The sequence below is a fragment of the Paenibacillus sp. GD4 genome (assembly GCF_030846225.1).
Classification (GTDB): domain Bacteria; phylum Bacillota; class Bacilli; order Paenibacillales; family NBRC-103111; genus Paenibacillus_G; species Paenibacillus_G silviterrae.
Window position 1 is genome coordinate 130,021 of sequence record NZ_JAVCYK010000001.1, and the last position, 18,600, is coordinate 148,620.

Consider the following 18,600-nt stretch of genomic DNA (forward strand, 5'->3'; position numbering starts at 1 on the left):
GTCCCTCTCAGTTTAGTGTGAATATGATAATATTTCCTTTTTTTCCATGTCTTTATTGTATCTGACCGCTTAGGAAGCTTCTAGGGCAATATTTCAACAAACGATGTAATATATCAACTTGTTGTTTGAAGAAATTGAAAAGCTTTTACGCCGCCGTATCCTTGACAATTGGGATACGTAGCAAAACCTGATTTCCTCCTCCGGGTGCCCGGTTAAATACAATGCCGCCCCGCTCCCCGTATTCCAGTCTTAATCTGCGGTGGACATTGACAAGACCTGTCGTTTCGGCATCGATCCATTCGGTGACCTGCAGCTTTCGCTTCAGCTCCTCATATTCGGCGGTAGGCATTTCCTGCCCGTTGTCTTCTATCACAATCACTAAGCATCCGTCCCGATGCTCAAACCGAACCTCAAACTCCCCCCCATCAATCGTATCGCGCAGCCCGTGCTGGTACACATTCTCGATAACCGGCTGCAGAATCAGCTTCGGCACCTCCAAATCAGCGTAAGCTGCCGGTAGCTGTTCAAACCGGGCTGTAATCCGGTCTTCGAATCGGAAGGATTGAATTTCGACGTACGCTTGCGAAAAATCCACTTCTTCCGCCAATCGAATCTTTGCTTTATGAGTGCGGGTAATAAACTGAAAATATCGCCCTAGATAGGACGTGAATCTTGCTATGCTTTCGTTTTCTTCATTTTTTGCCATCCGGTATAAAATAAAAAAGCTATTGTAGAGGAAATGGGGATTGATCTGCGATTGAAGCTGTCTTAATTCAGACAGATTGGCACGATATTTCTGTTCGTACACCTCATGGATCAATTCATTGATCCTGCTGACCATGGAGTTGAATTGGATATACAAGTAACCGAACTCGTCCTGCCGTTTGTGATGAATCGCAACCTTCCAATTGCCGTTTTCCACCTTTTGGAGGGCACGCATGAGTATTCGCATCGGCTTGTGTGTCTGCAAAAAAATCCAATACGCAAACAGGGCAATCAGCAAGAGAGATACCCCGGACAAAACCCAGTACCAAGCCCGGTAAAGCGTCAATGAGCCTACAATTTCCGATTCGGGCATGTACGAAAGCAGCGTTATGCCCGACGCTTGCGATTGCTCGGCCCAAAGCCAATACTTCTTTCCCTGGATTCGCGCTTCCTTTACGAGTGTGGGATTGTCGGGAGATAGGCCGCCAATGAAGTCCCTCATTTCGGACCACGGCAGTGAGCTGACTTCACCCTGTATGGCCCAGGTACCATCGCTATCGATAATCATTGATCCGCCGCTCCCGCCGATCGCAAAGCTGTCAAGCACCTGCTTTATTTGCCTCAGATCAATTTCTACTCCGACAACAAAAATCGGTTCTTGTCCGTGATCCAATACTCTTCCGGAATATACCAAGCTGATAAACAACCGGTTATCCCATAAAACAAAACGGTTTTTGTACTTGTTTCGCAACGACTTTAAAGCAGAGTATTGTTCTTTCGGTATCTCGTCGATGACGGAGGATTCGGAATCGGAAATCCATCGGTTGGATGAGGGCAGATAAACACCGGCGCTGCGGATGTAAGGACTCGTATTGACCATGCGTTCAAGCTGATTATGAATGGCGTAGATGGCCTCGTGGCGCTCGATATCGCTGATGACCTGATCGGAAAAAATCAGCTTGCGCAGCATGCGGTCGTTGATATATTCCTCCTGCATAGCGGTAATGCGCGAAAATTCGTTTTCCAACAACCGGCTGTAGAAGGACACGCGGGATTGAATGGAATCTTCAATTTTTTCCCTGACATTTTTCTCGCCGTATTCGTTCATCTTCAAGCTAATCAAACAAATCGGCGTAATGACTATGACAAACGAAAGGAGCAATTTAGGATAAATGCTTTGCAGCTTTTCCATCCAGTGCATAAGTGATCCCCTCAGCTTTTTTCACTTTGACATCGGTCCCTGAACTCTTGCGGAGTCATGTGCATTTCCTTCTTAAATACCTTGGTGAAATAGTGAGCGGATTCGAATCCGACGCCGACCGCAACTTCGTGAATTTTCAGACGCGGATTCGCCAGCAATTCCGCCGCTTTTTTCAACCGCACCTCTTTTATATAGTCGGAAAGGCGCACGCCGGATATTTGTTTGTACAACCTGGACAAATAGGTCGGATGAAGGTATACGTGATCAGCGAGCTTCTCGAGGGAAAGATCATCTGCAAGATTCCGCTCGATGTATTGATTCAAGGTCGTCAGCACTTGCTGCGTACGGTTCGTTTGTTCGTCCGCTCTCTGTGTAAACAACTGCTCGGAAAGCTTCCGGTAATAAGCCTCCGCTTCTCTCCAGGAAGAGAATGCGCCCCTCTGCAGCAGCGGACTCGTATCGATATTCGCTGAGATACGATCCAATAATCCCCTTTGATTCAAATAGGATAAAAAAAGCGAGGAAAGCGCATACTCGATTTCTACGAGAAAGGGATGTAAAGAAGAAGAGCCTTGCAGTAAACGTGCCGTCTCTTCGATTTCGTCGTACAGCTCAAAAAATTCGTCTTTCTGACCGCTATGCAAAAACAGCTCAAGCTGCTTAACCGCCTTCAGGCGAACCGCAAGATGCTCTCTGGTCAGTCCCTGCGGTATATAAGCAAGTTCATGCGTCTCCTGCTGCGTCCTGTCGGATAGCAGCATTTCCCGACCGTGGCCGAACCCTTGCTGAAAGAGCTGCTCCAAACGTAAATACTGTACCGCCGCAGACTGCCAATCGCTGCTGGTACCGCTAATGGCAATGGAAACGGGGAGCTTCAGCATCACTTTGCAGGTCTCCTGGATATCGGACGACGTCCCGCGGACGAAAGAGTAACATTTCTCCCATTCTTCCTCGCAGATCACTCCTCCGTTACCATTTCCGACCGGCTGAATGAGCCATGCCAGATGGGAGGAGGTGATCGAAAACGCAATGGCGGTCACTTGGCCTTGGCTGAAGTATTCCGAAGAAATATTGGTAATGGCGTACATATACAGCGACCGGTCCGTAGGACGCATATTTTCAGGCCAACGATCAACCCGGCCTAACGCCAAAAGCACCCTCTCGCGAGCCAAAAGCGGTATGTACAGCTCGTCGAACCGGTCCTGCCCCACGGAATTGCCTGAAATATCTCCTTGAAGCAGGCTTGTCAAATAATCCTTCTGCATCATCAGTCTGGAAGCTTCCAGCTGCCGCTTAGCCTTCTGAAGAAGCTGCTCGGATACTCGCTCTTCCTTCAATCGGTCGATCGCTTTGCCGACGGCGGCGAAAATGGGCTCATCGCCTTCTACTTTAAGAATATAATCCAAACCTCCGTCACGCATAGCGGATTGAACGTATTCGAAATCGCTGTAACCTGAAAGAAAGATTACTTTGCAACGAGGCCACACCTCGTGAATTTTTTTCTGCAGCTCAATTCCGTTCATACCCGGCATTTGAATGTCGCTGAGCAAGATGTCGATCTTGATTGCGTTCAGTATACGCAGAGCTTCCACGGATGTGTATGCCCGATAAACGCTTAGCTCTTCCTGCCTCCAATCCAAAAATTGTTCATAAAGTCCGTTAACAATTCTCGGTTCGTCGTCGACAATCAGAAGACTGTACATAGAATCGGTCCCTCCAGTGAATAACGTTAGTCAGTGCATGACGGCCCGTTTACCCGATGCGTTGAATGTCGATCGTGCCCTCGTATCCATCCGGCAGCCGTACGTCCGCGTCTATTCCCTCTGGGAGCCGTACCTGTAGATGAAACATTTCGGATTCGTCAAGCTGCCAGGAAACGTCGATCCGCCCTTCGTTCGGCAGCGGCACGCTTCCCCTCGCCCAGGATAATCCGCAAGGCTCCGGCATTACCGTTACACGGCTCCAGCCCGGACCCGTTTCTCTTATGCCAAGCACATAAGCTCCAAGAAAATAACCCGGAGCGGCCGACCAGGCGTGGCAGTGGCTTCTCGTCAATTCTTTCGGGAGGATCCGGCCGTCCTTCAGCTTAGGATACATTTCCCAACAGGTCGTTGCGCCATACTCGATCATTTGGCCGTATTGATGGCGTATATCGTCAATCATCTGCCTGTGCCGGCCCATTTTGGCCAACGCTTCATAGTAGAAGAACGACATGAACGGGCTGCCGATCGGCACGAAATTTGATGGTGGCGAGATAAGTAAGCTCTCCATCCTTTCCTTCCGCATGCCTGCTCCGATATCGCACAGGTAAGCGACCACCTGTGTTTGCATGCTGAAAATATCCGACGGCCGTCCGTCGGCATGAATGCAGTCCAGGTAGGCCTGTCGTTCCTCTGACCACAAATGCTGATTAATCGCCCTGCACAAAGCCTCTGCGGAAGCCCGATACTTGTCGCTTTCCCCCTTCACACCGGCAATTTCCGCAAGCTCCGCAGCATTCAGAAGCGCACGGACAAAGAACATGTTCTGATGGGTGACCGCTCCCTCGCGAGGCTGATCGATCGGAGCCCAATCGAGGAAGTTCCAGCCGTCCATGAACAGCAGTCCCCGGTCGTCAATTAGCTTTAAGTAATGATCCAGCGTATAAGCGACATGCGGCCATATGGATTCGGCGAATTTCTGATCTCCCGTGCGCGAATAGTACTCCCTGCAAGCATTCACCCAAAAGAAGGTCCAGTTCGGAATCACGCTGTTCCAGCCGCTCGGCACTTGGTCCACGTAAAGAGGGGTTTGCCCACGCGACCCCGGTACCAGCTCCAGGCAATGCTTGACCATTTCTTCGCTTCCAAACAAATAATAAGCGATAAGGGCTTCGTTGCGGCTGTCTCCCACCCAGAACGTCTGCTCATAAGCGGGGCAGTCGACGAACGTATCCTCCATACACAGTCTCGCTGTCGTCCGGCTGATCTCCCAAATATCGTTCAGCAGCGAATCCGAGCATTGGAACTGTCCGATTTCTGCTACGGGATAATGACTTTGCCGCAGCTGCACCCCGTACAGCTTAACCGGCTTCGCAGCACCGCGGACCGTCACCGCCAAATACCTGAAGCCTCGACGTATGTAAGAGGTGTATCGCTGCCGGCCTTGCCGGCAAATGTAGCGAATCGAGTTCTCCAAGTAATTCATGTGCTGGATCCACCCGTCGCGCATATGCTCGTAGCCGTAAAAATCAAGAATCGTGCCCTCATCCGCTTCCACCTCAAATGTAATGTACCCAACCGTTTGACAGCCGAAATCAATAATGATTTCCGTATCCGCCTGTTCAAATATGGGCACGATGCCGGGAATGGAATTGGCCGTCACCACATGCTGTAGCGATTTAGGTACCGGCAACGGTTCGGACTGTTTTTTCATAATGGATAACGACAGAATCGATTCCGGGCTGACAAATCGGCGGGGCACCGTGCGAACCCATGGCTCGAACTCAGTGAGATCAGCCGCTGCAGCGGCTCTACCCACCTTGCGAAATGCCGTGATCTTCTCCAAATCCGACGGCTCCAGCCCGGATAATTCCGCTTTATCGTCCTTGCATGCGTTAATGATCCGATGCTTGGCTCTCGCTTGCTCATCGAACTGATGATCTATGTATTCATAGCTTTCAAAGGGACCGATCGATAGAAAAGGCGAAGCTTCCTCGCCTGCGGGAAAAGGTGCGGCAAGCTCGAAGGGAGCGTTACAATCGATTCCCATAAATAGACCTCTTCCGTGGTCATTCCCCGACAGCTCGACCAGCAGCAAATTGTCCCCTTCCCGTAATTCCGTGTCCAAATATCTTTCGTTCTTTTCTCCCCGCATGCTTGCCTTCGAATGTCTTACGCCGTTTACAATGATACCGCCAAACAGCGGCGGAGCGTAGGTAATCCCGATGACGGCCTTGGCGGCCGAAGCTGTCCGGATGACCGTTGCGACATAGCCGGCGTACACGTAGGCGTTCGCATCGTCGTCGCAGCCGGGTATCATTTGACTGCGCAGCTCGAGATTTGCCGTCCACGGAACCGGAACGACTTTACTTAACCCTTCCACACGGGAAGGATAAATCGTTTCTTCGGTCAGCGGGAAAATATCTCTCGGCTTCAGCGTTACCCACGGCTCCATACCGACACTTCCCAGGACGGTCGCATAAGGCCAGTCTACATCGGAATAATCGGTATCGATCCAGCGGTCATCCCACCCGTTAGCGTCGATCCGCTCAGCGAACGCATGCTGGCATGACATGCGGGGAGCCCGCGGATCCTGTCCCGGATGCCGGATCGTTCGCCACGCTTGGTCGGTTGTGACGCTGTAAACGTTCTTGTCATCATTCGTCAGATCCAGCTGCACAAGAAGCCCTCCGCGCCCGCGAACGTAGTAGAACGTGGATACTCCGAAATGCTGCACCAGCACAGCCAGCGTGTTTCTCCGGCCCGGCTTGATCAAATGGCCGATATCGTAAGTATCGTAAGACTGCTCGAACGGCCAGCATCTTGCCGGTCCCCGCCCGACCTGCTCACCGTTGATATACAGCGTATAACGGGAATCGGCCGTAATCGATACCTTCCCCAAGCTCCAGCCTTGATCCGGAGCGTCGAACGATCGGCGGAAGCACCTCCATTCGTTCCGCGGGCTTTCTTCCTCCCCACCCCAAATCCACTGTGCATTCCAATGTAACGGAGCAAACTGATTCATTTTCATTTCTCCTTTAGCGGCTTCATGGAATGATTCAAATGCTTCAAAACAAATCCGTCCTCCGAGGTTAGAATGACCGTTACGGCCGCATTATTTTGCCTTAGTCTGCGGTAAGACCGGAACGGCATCTCAAGCATGCCTGCTACGAAGATCCGGATCAGCGTATCATGGGTAACGACTAGAACCGATTCATTCAGGCCTTGGTGCAGCTTTGCTTTTTCCGTAAAAAAATCGAGCACTCTCGCATATACTTGAGCAGCGGTCTCACCCGTTCCTCCTGCTGCTGTGCTGCCCGGGTCCGTCGTCCATGCCTGCCAGCCCGATGCAAACCGCTCTCTGATATCGGCGGCCGCCACCCCTTCCCATTGACCGAAATCGATCTCGATCAGTCGCTCATCCTGTTGTATAGGCAGCCGGCTTCGAATAGCAAGCGGCTCGGCCGTTTGCAGCGTCCGCTTCAGCGGAGAGGAGTAGACGGCTGTGAATCCAAGACCTTCCAGCCCCTCTGCACTCTCTTTAGCTTGCTGCTCACCGCGGGGGGACAGCGGAATATCCGTCCGTCCGCTATAGCGATTCCGGTCGGCGTTCCATAAGGTTTCGCCGTGCCTAAGCAGGTAAAATGCAGCCATCACATCATCCCTCTTTCTGTATGGAAAGTTTTTCAAGTGGACATATGCTCATAGATGAATCATTTGCTCGGATTTATGTTATCATATAGGATTCCGGTTGAAAACCCATTTTCAACCAATTGTTTTAAAGCTTCTATCGAAATTATCTGCCCATCGTTCTCCGGTATCTCCCGGGGGACATGCCCTCGACGCGCTTAAACAGCTTGTTAAAGTAATATTCATCAGGAATGCCCACTGAAGCGGCGATATCCTTTACCGGTGACGTCGTCGCCCTCAGCAGCTCCTTTGCCTTGCCCATACGGACGGCGAGTAAATACTCCGTAATCGTCCGGCCGGTCGCTCCCTTGAACAGGGTGCCGAAGTATTTCAGCGACAGCCCGCTTTGCTCCGCCAATTCCGCATGGGTAATCGTCTCCGCATACCGCTTCTTCATCGTACGTATCGCATCACGCACAAGATCCGAATGAGGATATCCCTTCGGAATCCCCTCGTCGGTCGTCAGTTCCTCGAATGCGAGAGCGATGACTCTCAGGAAGGCGGCCTTCATTTGCAGCTTCGGGCCGAGACCGTCATCTTTGAAATGCTTTACGATTTCACGAAATGCAGCCAGGAATGATAAAGACTCACTAGTACTCAGGTGCGGCGGCCAGTTGAACTCAACAAACTCATCGGCAGGTCGTGATACAAGCGCTTCCGGAGGCGGTATCGTACCGGAAGCTTTCTTCACATGGAGATACACCCCGATAGGTGAAAAATCCGATGCCTGCCCCAGATCCGTCCAGTCAAAATGAACACAAACACTCCGGAACGGCGTATCGTCCACCACCTTCATTGTGTGGGAAACGTGCGGTTTAATGAGGAGTAAGTCCCCCTGCCTAATCACGTACGATTGACCGTCCATCGTGACGAAGGCTTGTCCGGAAATACCGAAAACGAATTCGTGATCATAAATAATTCTATTCAGAAGCAGGTATCCTTTCTTAAGATCAAGCTCATGGGCATACCTAATGTACGGGGATAAATTCCGGTAATGGACAGGATGTACCGAAAACATGACCATTCCTCCATTCTGCATAGGAGAGATATCGATTTAAATAAGTTTTTTCGACCAAATTACAAAAAAACCTTCTCTCCTCCATTTCTCAACGCATACCGTGTGGATACAATGAATCGTAAACCGTACAAGAAGGAGGAAGAATCTCAATGGAAACCATCGCTTCACAATTTAAGAACCCGCCTAAAGATTATTCGCCCGCCCCTATCTGGTGGTGGAGCGGCGACGAGCTGGAGCTGGGCCGCCTGCGCTGGCAAATGGATCGATTTAAAGAAGGCGGCGTCTATAATCTGGTTGTTTTGAATCTTGCGCCGACCGGACCCATGTACGGCTCCGACGCCGACCGCCCTCGTTTTCTCTCCGAGGAATGGTGGAGTATTTTTGACGGCGTTTGTGAATATGCAGCCGAAATCGGCATTCGGATCTGGTTTTACGATCAGATCGGCTTTTCCGGAGCAAACCTTCAAGGTGAGCTGGTGCGTGAGAATAGTGACTATGGCGGACAATACATCGAGTGCGTTGTTGCAGAAGGAACGGGCTATCTGGAGGCTGTTTGTCCTTCGGGTGGTATACCGCTGACAGCATCAGCTATCGCAATGGATGAAGAAGGCAAGCCGATAGGCCCGTTGGTGCCGGTACCGCTTGAAGGCGGCCGTGCCGCGATCGAGCTGACAGACCGGCACCGGCTGCGTCTGGTCTATGCGATTCAACGCAATTTCAACTATTTCTCATCCGAAGCCTGCAGCCGGCTGCTGGACATGGTACACAATGAATTTGAGCGGCGGCTTGGCCAATGGTTCGGCAGCGTTATCGTCGGTTCGTTTCAAGACGAGCTGCCGAACTTGCCCACATGGGGGACGACTTTCATCGAAGAGTTTCATGCACGTAAGGGCTATGACTTGCTTTCTAAAGTTGCCTACCTGTGGGAAGGCGATCATGACGAAGCGCAGCAGGTTCGTATGGACTATCAGGAGGTTCGTGCGGAACTTGCGGAAGAAGCGTTTTTTATCCCCTTCTTCGAATGGCATGAACGGAACGGCCTGACCTGCGGCTTTGATCAGCAAGGACCTGCCCGGGAAGGCGATGGTCCGGGAGCCGTCCGCAGCTATGCGGATTACTTGCGGGTCCATCGTTGGTACGGCGCACCCGGCAGCGATCATCATGGTGAAACCAAGATCCACAGCTCACTGGCGCATGTAAACAGCCGTGAACGGGTTTGGATCGAAGTATTTCACAGCAGCGGCTGGGGCGGAACACTGGAGGAGACCTACGATTGGCTGATCCCATGGATTCGCGCAGGCGGAAACCTGTACAATCCTCACGCCGCTTATTACAGCACGCGAGGCGGCTGGTATGAATGGGCTCCGCCATCCACATGCTGGCGTCAGCCCTATTGGCGGCATTATTCACAATTTGCGAACAGCGTGAGCCGGTTATGCTATCTGCTTACACGCGGAAGCCATGTATGCGATATCGGACTCCTGTTCCCGACAGCAACGGTTCAAGCCAACCAAACCCTCCAAGGGCCGCTTGAACCGGCTTTACTCGCGAGGGATTGTTATCGTGCCCTGGTCGGTAAAATGTACTGGAACATGCCGAAAACAGGTGCTTTGGACGGCGACTGCCGGGATTTTGACGTACTGAGCGATGAAGCCATAGCGGAAGCCGACGTTAAAGACGGCCGCATGTATATCCGGGACGAAAGCTATCGTGCGGTTCTCCTTCCGGCTTGCTCTGTCATACGGGAGCGAACGGCTGAGATGCTGGTTCGTTTCGTGGAAAACGGAGGACTGCTGATCGCGGTCGGCGTCACTCCCCGCCCTCTTGCTTCGAACGGCGAATGGTCGGCTAAGCTCGCGGCTCTTTTTGAAAGCGGTCATGCGAAATTCATCGCTTCGGCCGACGAGCTTCCGCAGGCACTATCCGGCTTGCCGAAGGAAATCGATGCTGCCGTACCGACGCTTCACCGGCGTATCGGTGACTATGACGTCCTGTTCATGCCCTCTGTATTTCCTATGGCCACGGAACATGGTCCTTTTACGGTGTGGCAATATCCGAACTATCAATTTTCGTCTGACCGTTATATTCGAGAATCCCATGTAACAGTTCGGGGGGATGTGTTTGAGGCCGAGCTATGGGATCCTTTAACCGGAGAGCGTCATACCGCGGAGGTTTCGAAAGACGGCGAAGGCCGCAGCGTGATTACCGTACCTTTCGATAAAGGCCCTGCCGCCGTGCTTGTATGGCGGAGAGCAGATGGGCAGAATGAGGTTTCTCCACGGAAGCCGGCTGGCGGGCTTGATGCCAAATACGAGGTGCTGGCTGAGATCGGCAAGAACTGGTCCGTGGAGCTGGTACCGACGATCGAAAACAAGTTCGGAGACTTTGACAAACCGAATTGCACTGGATCGCCTCCCGTCTCAACCTGGTATTTCGAGCATCGAAGAGAAGCAGACGGTACGGACGGCTTATCCGCCGGGTGGCACCAAACCGGGAGTGATACCGACGGTTGGGCGCGCGTTCAGGCGACCTACGGGGTTTATGCGCAATGGGCGGGTCCTCTGCCGGAGAACGAATTGCCCGTTCCCTCTGATAACGCAGCCTCGCTCGCCGCAGAATTGGAATGGAAGCCATCGGAGTACTCCCTTACCCGAGGCATCTCGCATGACAAGATTCATGTCCGTACACTCGGTCCGAAGGCACACGTACCAAGCGAATTCCTGGCTTTCGGTGTGGTGGATACCGGGGAAGCGGTACTCGTCCGTACCGGTGTCTGGTCGGGTGAAGAGCAGGAGCTGAACCTGGCCATCGGTGCCGGTGCAGACAAGCGGATCTGGATCAACGGCCGGGAAGCTACAACAACAGACCGAGGCTATCTAGCCTTTTTCAAAGTCCGTCTTCAAGAAGGAATCAACACGCTTGACATTCGGCTGACCGCCAGAATCAAACTGGAGCTTCGCGCTTATTGGGCATTCGTAGGTAACGTGGAGCGTTTCTCCCGCCCCGAGTGGCTGCAGGTTCCGGCACCCTATGTCAAGGATGACCTTGTAAGATTCATCGGCAAGATTAACCTTCCGTTCTCCCCAGTGAAGGGAACGATCCAAATGGCGGCAGATACGACCGCAAGTCTCTCCGTGAACGGAACCGTCGTCGGACGACAGGGAGGCTTTGATCCTTATGCGAAGGGAAGACGCGTTCTTCCTTATACCGTTTCCTCATTCCGTCAAGGAGAGAATACGTTAGAGGTCGTCATGGAGGATATCGGTAAAGCATCGGGCATACTCATCGACGGCATGGCGGAATCGGAGGATGGACACACCTTCACCTTTACGTCGGGAACCGACTGGGTTATTCGCCGTAAAGAGTCAGAACGGCAGGCAGAGCTATGGCAGGACTGGAAAATCAACGACCTGTCCATACAGGAACCGGCGTACCACGAGCTATCGCGCAGGCCGCATCCGCTTCCAGGTGCCGAATGGCTGGAGGATAGAACGGCGGATGGAACCGTCGTCGAGCTCGAGGTTGACTGCAGCTTTGGGGACGGCGAGGTGGAATGGCTCCGTTGGGTGCTTCCGCCGGGTGCAAGTCACGCTGCCATTCCTGTGGATGGAGAGGCACGTCTCTGGGTTGACGGTGTCGAGGTATCTTTCACAGGTGCGGGCGAATCCGTGCCGCTTCCGAATCCGCAAGGCGTCAAGAGAACCGCTGTGCTTCGCGTTGTCCCGAATCGCGGCAAAAACGGCGGAGCCTTGCTTCGCGGACCAGTTACCTATCGAATGGAAGCGGGCATCATGGAGCTCGGAGATTGGACGATTCAGGGCTTGGAAACCTACTCCGGCGGTATACGGTATGAAACTTTCGTGACCATCGATAAGACGCCGGAAGGTACGCTGCTGCTCGACCTTGGCGAAATCAGGGGAACAGCCGAGGTTCGCGTGAACGGCCATGATGCCGGGGTATGCATTTGGTCTCCTTACCGGTTGGATATCACATCGTTCTTGTCGGTCGGAAGCAATCGGATTGAAGTTACAGTTTTCAATACAATAGCGAACTATTTGCATGGGGTCAGCCCAACGCATTACATTGTAGAAGGACAGCTCCGGTCGGGGATGTTCGGACCGGTACAGCTAATATCTCTAACAAACCCTCACTCTTGAACCTGGCGGCTGGTGATATATTCTCACGAAGGTTAACGGTATAAACGAATTTCCTTAACGCAAATCGGGGAGCACTAGCTTGGTCTATCTGCTCCCCTTGTCAATTCACTAACCTTTTTATTAAATGTGGTTAATAATTAATATAATTTAATAGTTCAATTCGTTTTTACATCGATTTGTCTAGCCCTGATGTCCTCTTTCAGAGAGCTCCTCCTTTGTTTATTTATTGCCTTCCAATAAAATCATCGCCTCGATATCCTTGTTGGCTTTCTCCTCCGCCTCCCGCAGCGCCGTATTGACATCCTTCTGCCCGGTAACGCTGTTGCGGAACGCGCCTGCCAGCGGAGCAACCACCTTTAGGTTGTATTTGGTGTATGGGGTCGGCGACGCATATTGCTGTGGTATGAGACCGGCCTTGTTCTTGCCGTTCAGGTCGGTCGTCGCTGTTCCGAAGGCGTCCCGAATCTCCTTGCTCTTAAGCACCGAAGGGCTGCCGATCCTGCTCCGCTCCAGCTGTACGGCATCCGAGGTCAGCTCCGCCATCGCGAGAAATGCCTCGTCCCTGTGTTTGCTGTTTCTGGATAAAGCATAATAGACGACGTCCGGCTGCGGACCGATACCCGGCTTTTCTTTAAAGGTCGGAAAGGAAACAACATCCCAGTTGACGTCCAGCTTCTGGAAGTCCTTCGGGTAGTCGGAATTCATCTGTACGAGCATGGCGAGCGATTTCTCCTTAAAGAACATGTCGTATTGTTTGGCGTCCTGCGTCAGCGCGGAGGTAGGCTGCCAGCCTGCAATGCCGTAGAAGCGGGAGAAATTGTCGACATACGATTTCCAAGCATCATTGTTGACCGTCGATTTTCGCGTCGCCGGATCGAGCAAAGGATGGGACAGCTGGTTAAGCTGCAGAAGCTGGCCAAGCGTCCGGATGCCAAAGCCTCGGTACTGTACCCCGCTATCCTCTCGCGTCAGCTGCTTAGCAGTATCGTAAATCTCATCCCATGTCATCCCGTCCTTTAAATACGGTATACCGAAGCGATCGAAGATATCCTTGTTATAGAACAGCCCCAAGGTGTTGGTCCTAAACGGCAGTCCTGGGAGCTTACCCTCCCCAACCTTACGCAGCCCATCGATGATCGAAGGCTCGAAACGGTTAAGATCGAAATTATACTTTTTGACCAAGTCGGTAATGTCTCCATCCAGCTCGACCTCTTTGATCTGCAGAAAGCTGGGATTAATCGTTATGAACACATCGATATGTTCGCCCGCCGCAATGAGATCCTGCAATGTCGATCCTTTGGTATTTTGGATAAACTTGAAGGAAAAGTTCGGGTATTTCTTCTGGACGAGGCTCCCGTGCTCCTTCATAAACTGATCCATGTTCGAATCGGCATACATGTAGTAGAACGTCAGCTCCACCGGCGCCTTCGTTACCTCGGGCGGCTTCTCCTGTGATTTGGGCTGCTGATCCTCCGGCCTCGATGCACTCGGTGCACTGCTGCACGCCACAGTCAATGCCGTTGCCAAGCTAACCGCCATACAAGCTATTGCCATGTTCCGTTTCATAGGCATCCCCCTTATTCCTGCGGGAACCTCCGGTGTCAAGCGGCGGGACTGATAATATGCCATACCGGGTGCGAGATTCTCCTCCGCTTTCTCCGATGTTCCGGCGTTATGGTGCTTCGACTAAACCATTTGGTTGATGAGGGCTCCGAGACCCTCGATTTCCACAGTAACGATGTCTCCGCGCCGTAACCATCGCTGCTCGGATTCCGGGGAGCCTAGCACGACACCCTCCGGGGTTCCCGTTAGAATCACATCTCCAGGGTTCAATGTCATATATATTGAGACGTAACTGATAATCTCAGATGTGCTAAAGATCATATCGGCGGTGTTGGAGCTTTGCCGAATCTCCCCGTTGACCTTGCAGGTAATGGACAGATGGTCGGGATCGCTTACCTCATCCGAAGTGACAAGGTAAGGCCCCAGTGGGCAAAAGCCGTCACACGATTTACCGAGAAGCCACTGAGTGGACCGGAACTGTAGGTCCCTTGCGGAAAGGTCATTCGCATTACAGTATCCGAGTACATATTCCAAAGCGTCATCAACGGAAACATTCCGTGCTTCCACGCCGATGATCATAGCCAGCTCCGCCTCGTAATCCATCTGACGGACATCCTGCCCTATCGCAACCGGCTGTAGGTGTCAGTTTAACGCGTTGTTATATTTGCTGAAAAGCACCGGCGTCTCGGGAATCGGCATCTTCGACTCGACCGCATGCTTTCGGTAGTTCAATCCGACACAAATGATTTTACCCGGATTGGGAACGCAGGGGCCGAAGCGGAGCTCCTTCTCGTCCAGCCATGCCCAGCTGCTTCCCTCAGCCTCCAGCAACAGCGCCTCAAGCCGATGCAAACCCTCCCTGCCATGTTCCATAAGCGCTTCAATGGAACAATAATACCCAAATAGCGGAAGGATACCTCTATCCGATTTTACTCCCATAACCAACCGGTCGTTACTCCAAAAGTGAACCAGCTTCAAGCAAAAACACCCTTTCCTTAGTCACTATCGCTTAAGCTCTGCAAGAACGGCATCAACCGCTGCAATGGTCTCATCCACATCGTTCTCCGTATGCACGGCAGATACGTACCAGAGACCGTTCGGGCGTACGAGGACGCCATGGTACAGCATAAGCTCGGCGAACCGGGTATACTTGGCAGCATCTCTTTGATTGAAGGCTTCAAAGTCCTCTACCTCAGTCTCATCGGTAAACATCATATGGAATACAGGCCCGGCATGATTGATGAGTCCCGGTATTCCGTGCGTTTGCAGTGCGGATCGAATGCCTGTAACCAATCGGTCTGCCATGATCTCCATTTGCCTGTAGGCGGCACCGTCGTCCTTGGCTAATGCTTCAATGGTGGCTAGAGCAGCACCCACCGCCGCTCCATTGCCGTTCAGTGTTCCAAGATGGCTGACGGTACCGTCCTCAATCAGCTTCATGATGTCCCGGCGCCCGCAAACTGCACTGATGGCCATCCCTCCCCCCAACGCCTTGCCGACCGTAACGAGATCCGGCTGCAGGCCGAACTTCCCATGAGCGCCGCTCAGCCCGAGGCGAAAGCCTGTGATCACTTCGTCGAGGATCATGACAATGCCGAGCTCCGTAGTTAAGCTGCGCATCAGCTCTAAGTAGCCCGGCTTCGGCACGATGCAGCCGGAGTTGCACATGATCGGCTCGGAGATGACCGCGGCGATCTCCTTCCCTTGTGCCCGGAGCGTCTGCTCTAGTAGGTGCGGATCGTTCCAGGGCAACAGTATGATATCCTCCAGGCTGTTACCGCTCTGCCCTCCCGTACCCGGCACAATCCGCTTTGTCGTGCTGCCGGAAGCTTTGGAGGACCGCCGCATATCCGCGCTGGGGAAGGATGTAAAGACAGCGTCCGACCAGCCGTGATAATGTCCGTGAAAGCGCACAATCTTAGCGCGACCAGTATGCGCGCGGGCGAGCCTAAGCGCCAGCATGACCGCTTCCGTGCCGGAGCCGCTGAACGCCACCTGGTCGGCGCAGGGCAGCAGCCCGGTTAAACGGCGCGCCAGCCGGATCTCCCCCGCATGCTGCAGACCGAAGGTCGCGCTCTTCCGCAAGGCCTCCAGCACCCCTTCCGTGAGGGAAGGGTGTGCATGGCCCAGAATCATCGGCCCGTAGCCGAGCAAGTAATCAATATACTCGTTGCCGTCAATGTCCCATATCCGGGGGCCGCTGCCATACTCCGCGTACAAGGGAGTCGGCTTCATGGCCGATCGAAGGGAGCTGGCCACACCTCCGGCCAAATCGTGCTGTGCTTCTTGGTATTTCTGCTTCGAAAGCTCGAAGGAAGCCATGGGAATCTCTCCGTTTCCTAATTATTTCGTGGCGGCCGCGATATCCGCGTTCGCCTTGTCTTCCGCGGCACGCAGGGCATCCTCAATCGTTGCCGTACGTAGGATAACCTTAGTGAAGGCCTCGGACAACGGGGCCGTTACCTTCGGCGTATTTTTCGTGTAGGTCGTTGGCGCGGCGTTCTGCTCCGGCAGCATGTGGCGGGCGTTGCGCGTTTTCAAATCCGCATTCTCAGACCCGTAGGTCGCGCGGATCGACAGATCCTTAAGAACCGTCGGTACCCCCGATTTGCCAAGCCGCGCCTGCACCTCATCCGAGGCCATATGGGCAATGGCGGCAAACGCAGCATTCGGGTGTTTGCTATTCGCCGAGATGGCATAATATACGGGATCCGGCTGCGAGCCTACGCCCGGCAGACCTTCAAAGGCAGGGAACGGAGCCACATCCCAGTTTAAGCCTGGGGCACTGGCCGCTCTCGGATAGTCCGAGTTCATGGCAATCAGCATGCCGAGTGTCCGCTGCTTTTGGAATAAGTCGATCTGTGCCGCTGATCCCAGGAGCGATGAGGAGGCGTTATACCCGGGCAATTGGAAAAAAGGCGTCATCTGTGCGAAATATTGCTTCCATGCTTCCGTATGAATCGTTGCACGACCAGACGGAGCATCCAGCAGCGGCAGAGATTGCTGGTTCAGCTGCAGCACACTTCCTATGGTTCGTGTCCCGAGACCTCTGTATTGAACGCCGTTCTCATTTCGCGTCAGCTGGCGGGCCGCCTCCATGACTTCGTTCCAGGTCCAGCCCTCCCGAGGATAAGGTACGCCGAACTTATCGAACAGCGACTTATTATAAAACAGAGCAAGGGAATTCACGCGGAACGGGAGTCCGGGCAGCTTCCCTTCCCCCATCGTCTTTAACGATTCAATAACGGACGGATTGAACCGGCTCAAGTCATAGTGATGACGATCGATCAAATCCGTAATGTCCCGGCCAAGACCCTTATCCTTGATGGCAGCCATGCCGGAGTTGTTTGTAATAAACACATCAATCGAATCGTCGGAAGCCGCGATATCATCGAGTGTGGAGCCCGGCTCATTTTGCAAATACTTGAACGTAATATTCGGGTACTTCTCTTTCATATAATTGCCGTGGCCTGCCATGAAGCTTTCAAAGGTCGTACCTGAAAACATGTAATAGAAGGTTAACCGGACAGGCTCGTCAGGGGAATCCTTCACCCGGTCCCAATCCGCGTCCTCCAGCTCAGGGAATACCTTCATCTCCGTCCCGTTGGACACCACGAGAATGTTCCCGTTGTCCATGGTCGTATACATCTCGATGCCCTTCTCCTTCAGCTGGTTCTGCAGCTTTATATTCGTATAGTGGTTGGAGCTCGCTACAATCACCTTAGGAGCTACGGTCTCTACCCACTCCATTGAGGTGGAGGTGACCATCCCATGATGACCCGCATGGAGAAAATCAGCCTTCAAGCGGCTTCCGTAATGGCCGATCAGCTCCCGCTCTTTTTCCATGTAGGTGTCTGCAGGGAAAAGAAAGGTTTGATTCTTATAGGTCAGCTTCAGCACCATGGAGTGGTTATTGACTGGAATGTGGTCTGGGTTCGGCAGTGAATTCGGCAGCGCGCCCTTTGGCGGATTAATGACCTCAACCCGTACATCCGCGCCTAACTGAAATTCGAACCCATCCTCGACGAAGGTGTCCGGAATCTGTTTGTCCTGAATGATTTTAACAAAATTCTTATAGTAATCCCCCCATTTATCGGGAAGGACGTTAAGCCGGTACACCTGCTTTACCTGCTTCTTAGCCGCAACCTCGGTAAAGCCGCCTACATGGTCGATGTGAGGGTGTGTATTCACGGCAGCGTCAATGACGTTCACGTTGAGGGCATCCAGATAACGAAGCAGCTGTTCCTTGGTCTCGGGGATCCCGGCGTCAATCAGCATCGTCTTGTTGTCGGGGGTTTGAACCAGAATGGCATCGCCTGACTGCTTGTTATGTACCAGGTTTAAATAACGGATTCTCAGCTGCCCGTTATATTGATTCGGGATGAACAAATTACGGCCTTGCAGCTCAGGTGCTGTTCCGGACGGCTGAGACGGTGCTGCGGAAAAAGCAGGCGCCGCCACCAGCATACAAACAAACCACAGCATCAGGAGGGTAAATCGCTTGGTACCTGTTCTTCTCCTCATCTTCCGACACACCTCGTTTCGTTTGATAGGCTCCTCAAGAGC

10 protein-coding genes and 1 pseudogene are annotated in these 18,600 nt (G+C 52.8%); 1 reads left to right on the plus strand and 10 read right to left on the minus strand.

The annotated features are described in order from the left end of the window. Positions 1–145: 145 nt before the first annotated feature. The 5 genes from RAC89_RS00585 to RAC89_RS00605 form a co-directional block, all read right to left on the minus strand. Positions 146–1,906: a sensor histidine kinase gene (locus RAC89_RS00585; RefSeq protein WP_306611111.1), complete on the minus strand. Its 1,761-nt coding sequence runs from the start codon at positions 1,904–1,906 to the stop codon at positions 146–148. Positions 1,907–1,917: 11 nt separating this feature from the next. After that, positions 1,918–3,609, minus strand: coding sequence for a response regulator transcription factor (locus RAC89_RS00590; protein WP_306611112.1), 1,692 nt, complete (start codon positions 3,607–3,609; stop codon positions 1,918–1,920). A gap of 49 nt (positions 3,610–3,658) precedes the next feature. After that, complete coding sequence (locus tag RAC89_RS00595; protein WP_306611114.1) at positions 3,659–6,631, minus strand: family 78 glycoside hydrolase catalytic domain; 2,973 nt, start codon at positions 6,629–6,631, stop codon at positions 3,659–3,661. Positions 6,632–6,633: 2 nt separating this feature from the next. After that, positions 6,634–7,260: a histidine phosphatase family protein gene (locus tag RAC89_RS00600; protein ID WP_306611115.1), complete on the minus strand. Its 627-nt coding sequence runs from the start codon at positions 7,258–7,260 to the stop codon at positions 6,634–6,636. A 142-nt stretch (positions 7,261–7,402) separates the two neighbouring features. After that, complete coding sequence (locus tag RAC89_RS00605; RefSeq protein ID WP_306611116.1) at positions 7,403–8,314, minus strand: AraC family transcriptional regulator; 912 nt, start codon at positions 8,312–8,314, stop codon at positions 7,403–7,405. Between the two features lie 149 nt (positions 8,315–8,463). On the opposite strand from RAC89_RS00605, the gene RAC89_RS00610 reads away from it, so the two are divergent. Then, complete coding sequence (locus tag RAC89_RS00610; RefSeq protein WP_306611118.1) at positions 8,464–12,471, plus strand: glycosylhydrolase-like jelly roll fold domain-containing protein; 4,008 nt, start codon at positions 8,464–8,466, stop codon at positions 12,469–12,471. A 219-nt stretch (positions 12,472–12,690) separates the two neighbouring features. Here RAC89_RS00610 and RAC89_RS00615 read toward each other — a convergent pair whose 3' ends face one another. The 5 genes and pseudogenes from RAC89_RS00615 to RAC89_RS00630 all read right to left on the minus strand — a co-directional run bounded on the left by RAC89_RS00615 (position 12,691) and on the right by RAC89_RS00630 (position 18,558). Then, positions 12,691–14,037: an ABC transporter substrate-binding protein gene (locus tag RAC89_RS00615; RefSeq protein WP_306611120.1), complete on the minus strand. Its 1,347-nt coding sequence runs from the start codon at positions 14,035–14,037 to the stop codon at positions 12,691–12,693. Positions 14,038–14,157: 120 nt separating this feature from the next. Then, positions 14,158–14,661 (minus strand): annotated as a pseudogene (locus RAC89_RS31620) (fumarylacetoacetate hydrolase family protein); the annotation flags it as partial. Positions 14,662–14,676: 15 nt separating this feature from the next. Then, positions 14,677–14,907: a hypothetical protein gene (locus RAC89_RS31625; RefSeq protein WP_373429886.1), complete on the minus strand. Its 231-nt coding sequence runs from the start codon at positions 14,905–14,907 to the stop codon at positions 14,677–14,679. 129 nt (positions 14,908–15,036) lie between these two features. After that, the gene (locus RAC89_RS00625) at positions 15,037–16,356 is read right to left on the minus strand and encodes an aspartate aminotransferase family protein (RefSeq protein ID WP_306611121.1); all 1,320 of its coding nucleotides are present in this window, start codon (positions 16,354–16,356) and stop codon (positions 15,037–15,039) included. Positions 16,357–16,377: 21 nt separating this feature from the next. Then, the gene (locus RAC89_RS00630; protein ID WP_306611122.1) at positions 16,378–18,558 is read right to left on the minus strand and encodes an extracellular solute-binding protein; all 2,181 of its coding nucleotides are present in this window, start codon (positions 18,556–18,558) and stop codon (positions 16,378–16,380) included. Positions 18,559–18,600 lie beyond the last annotated feature (42 nt).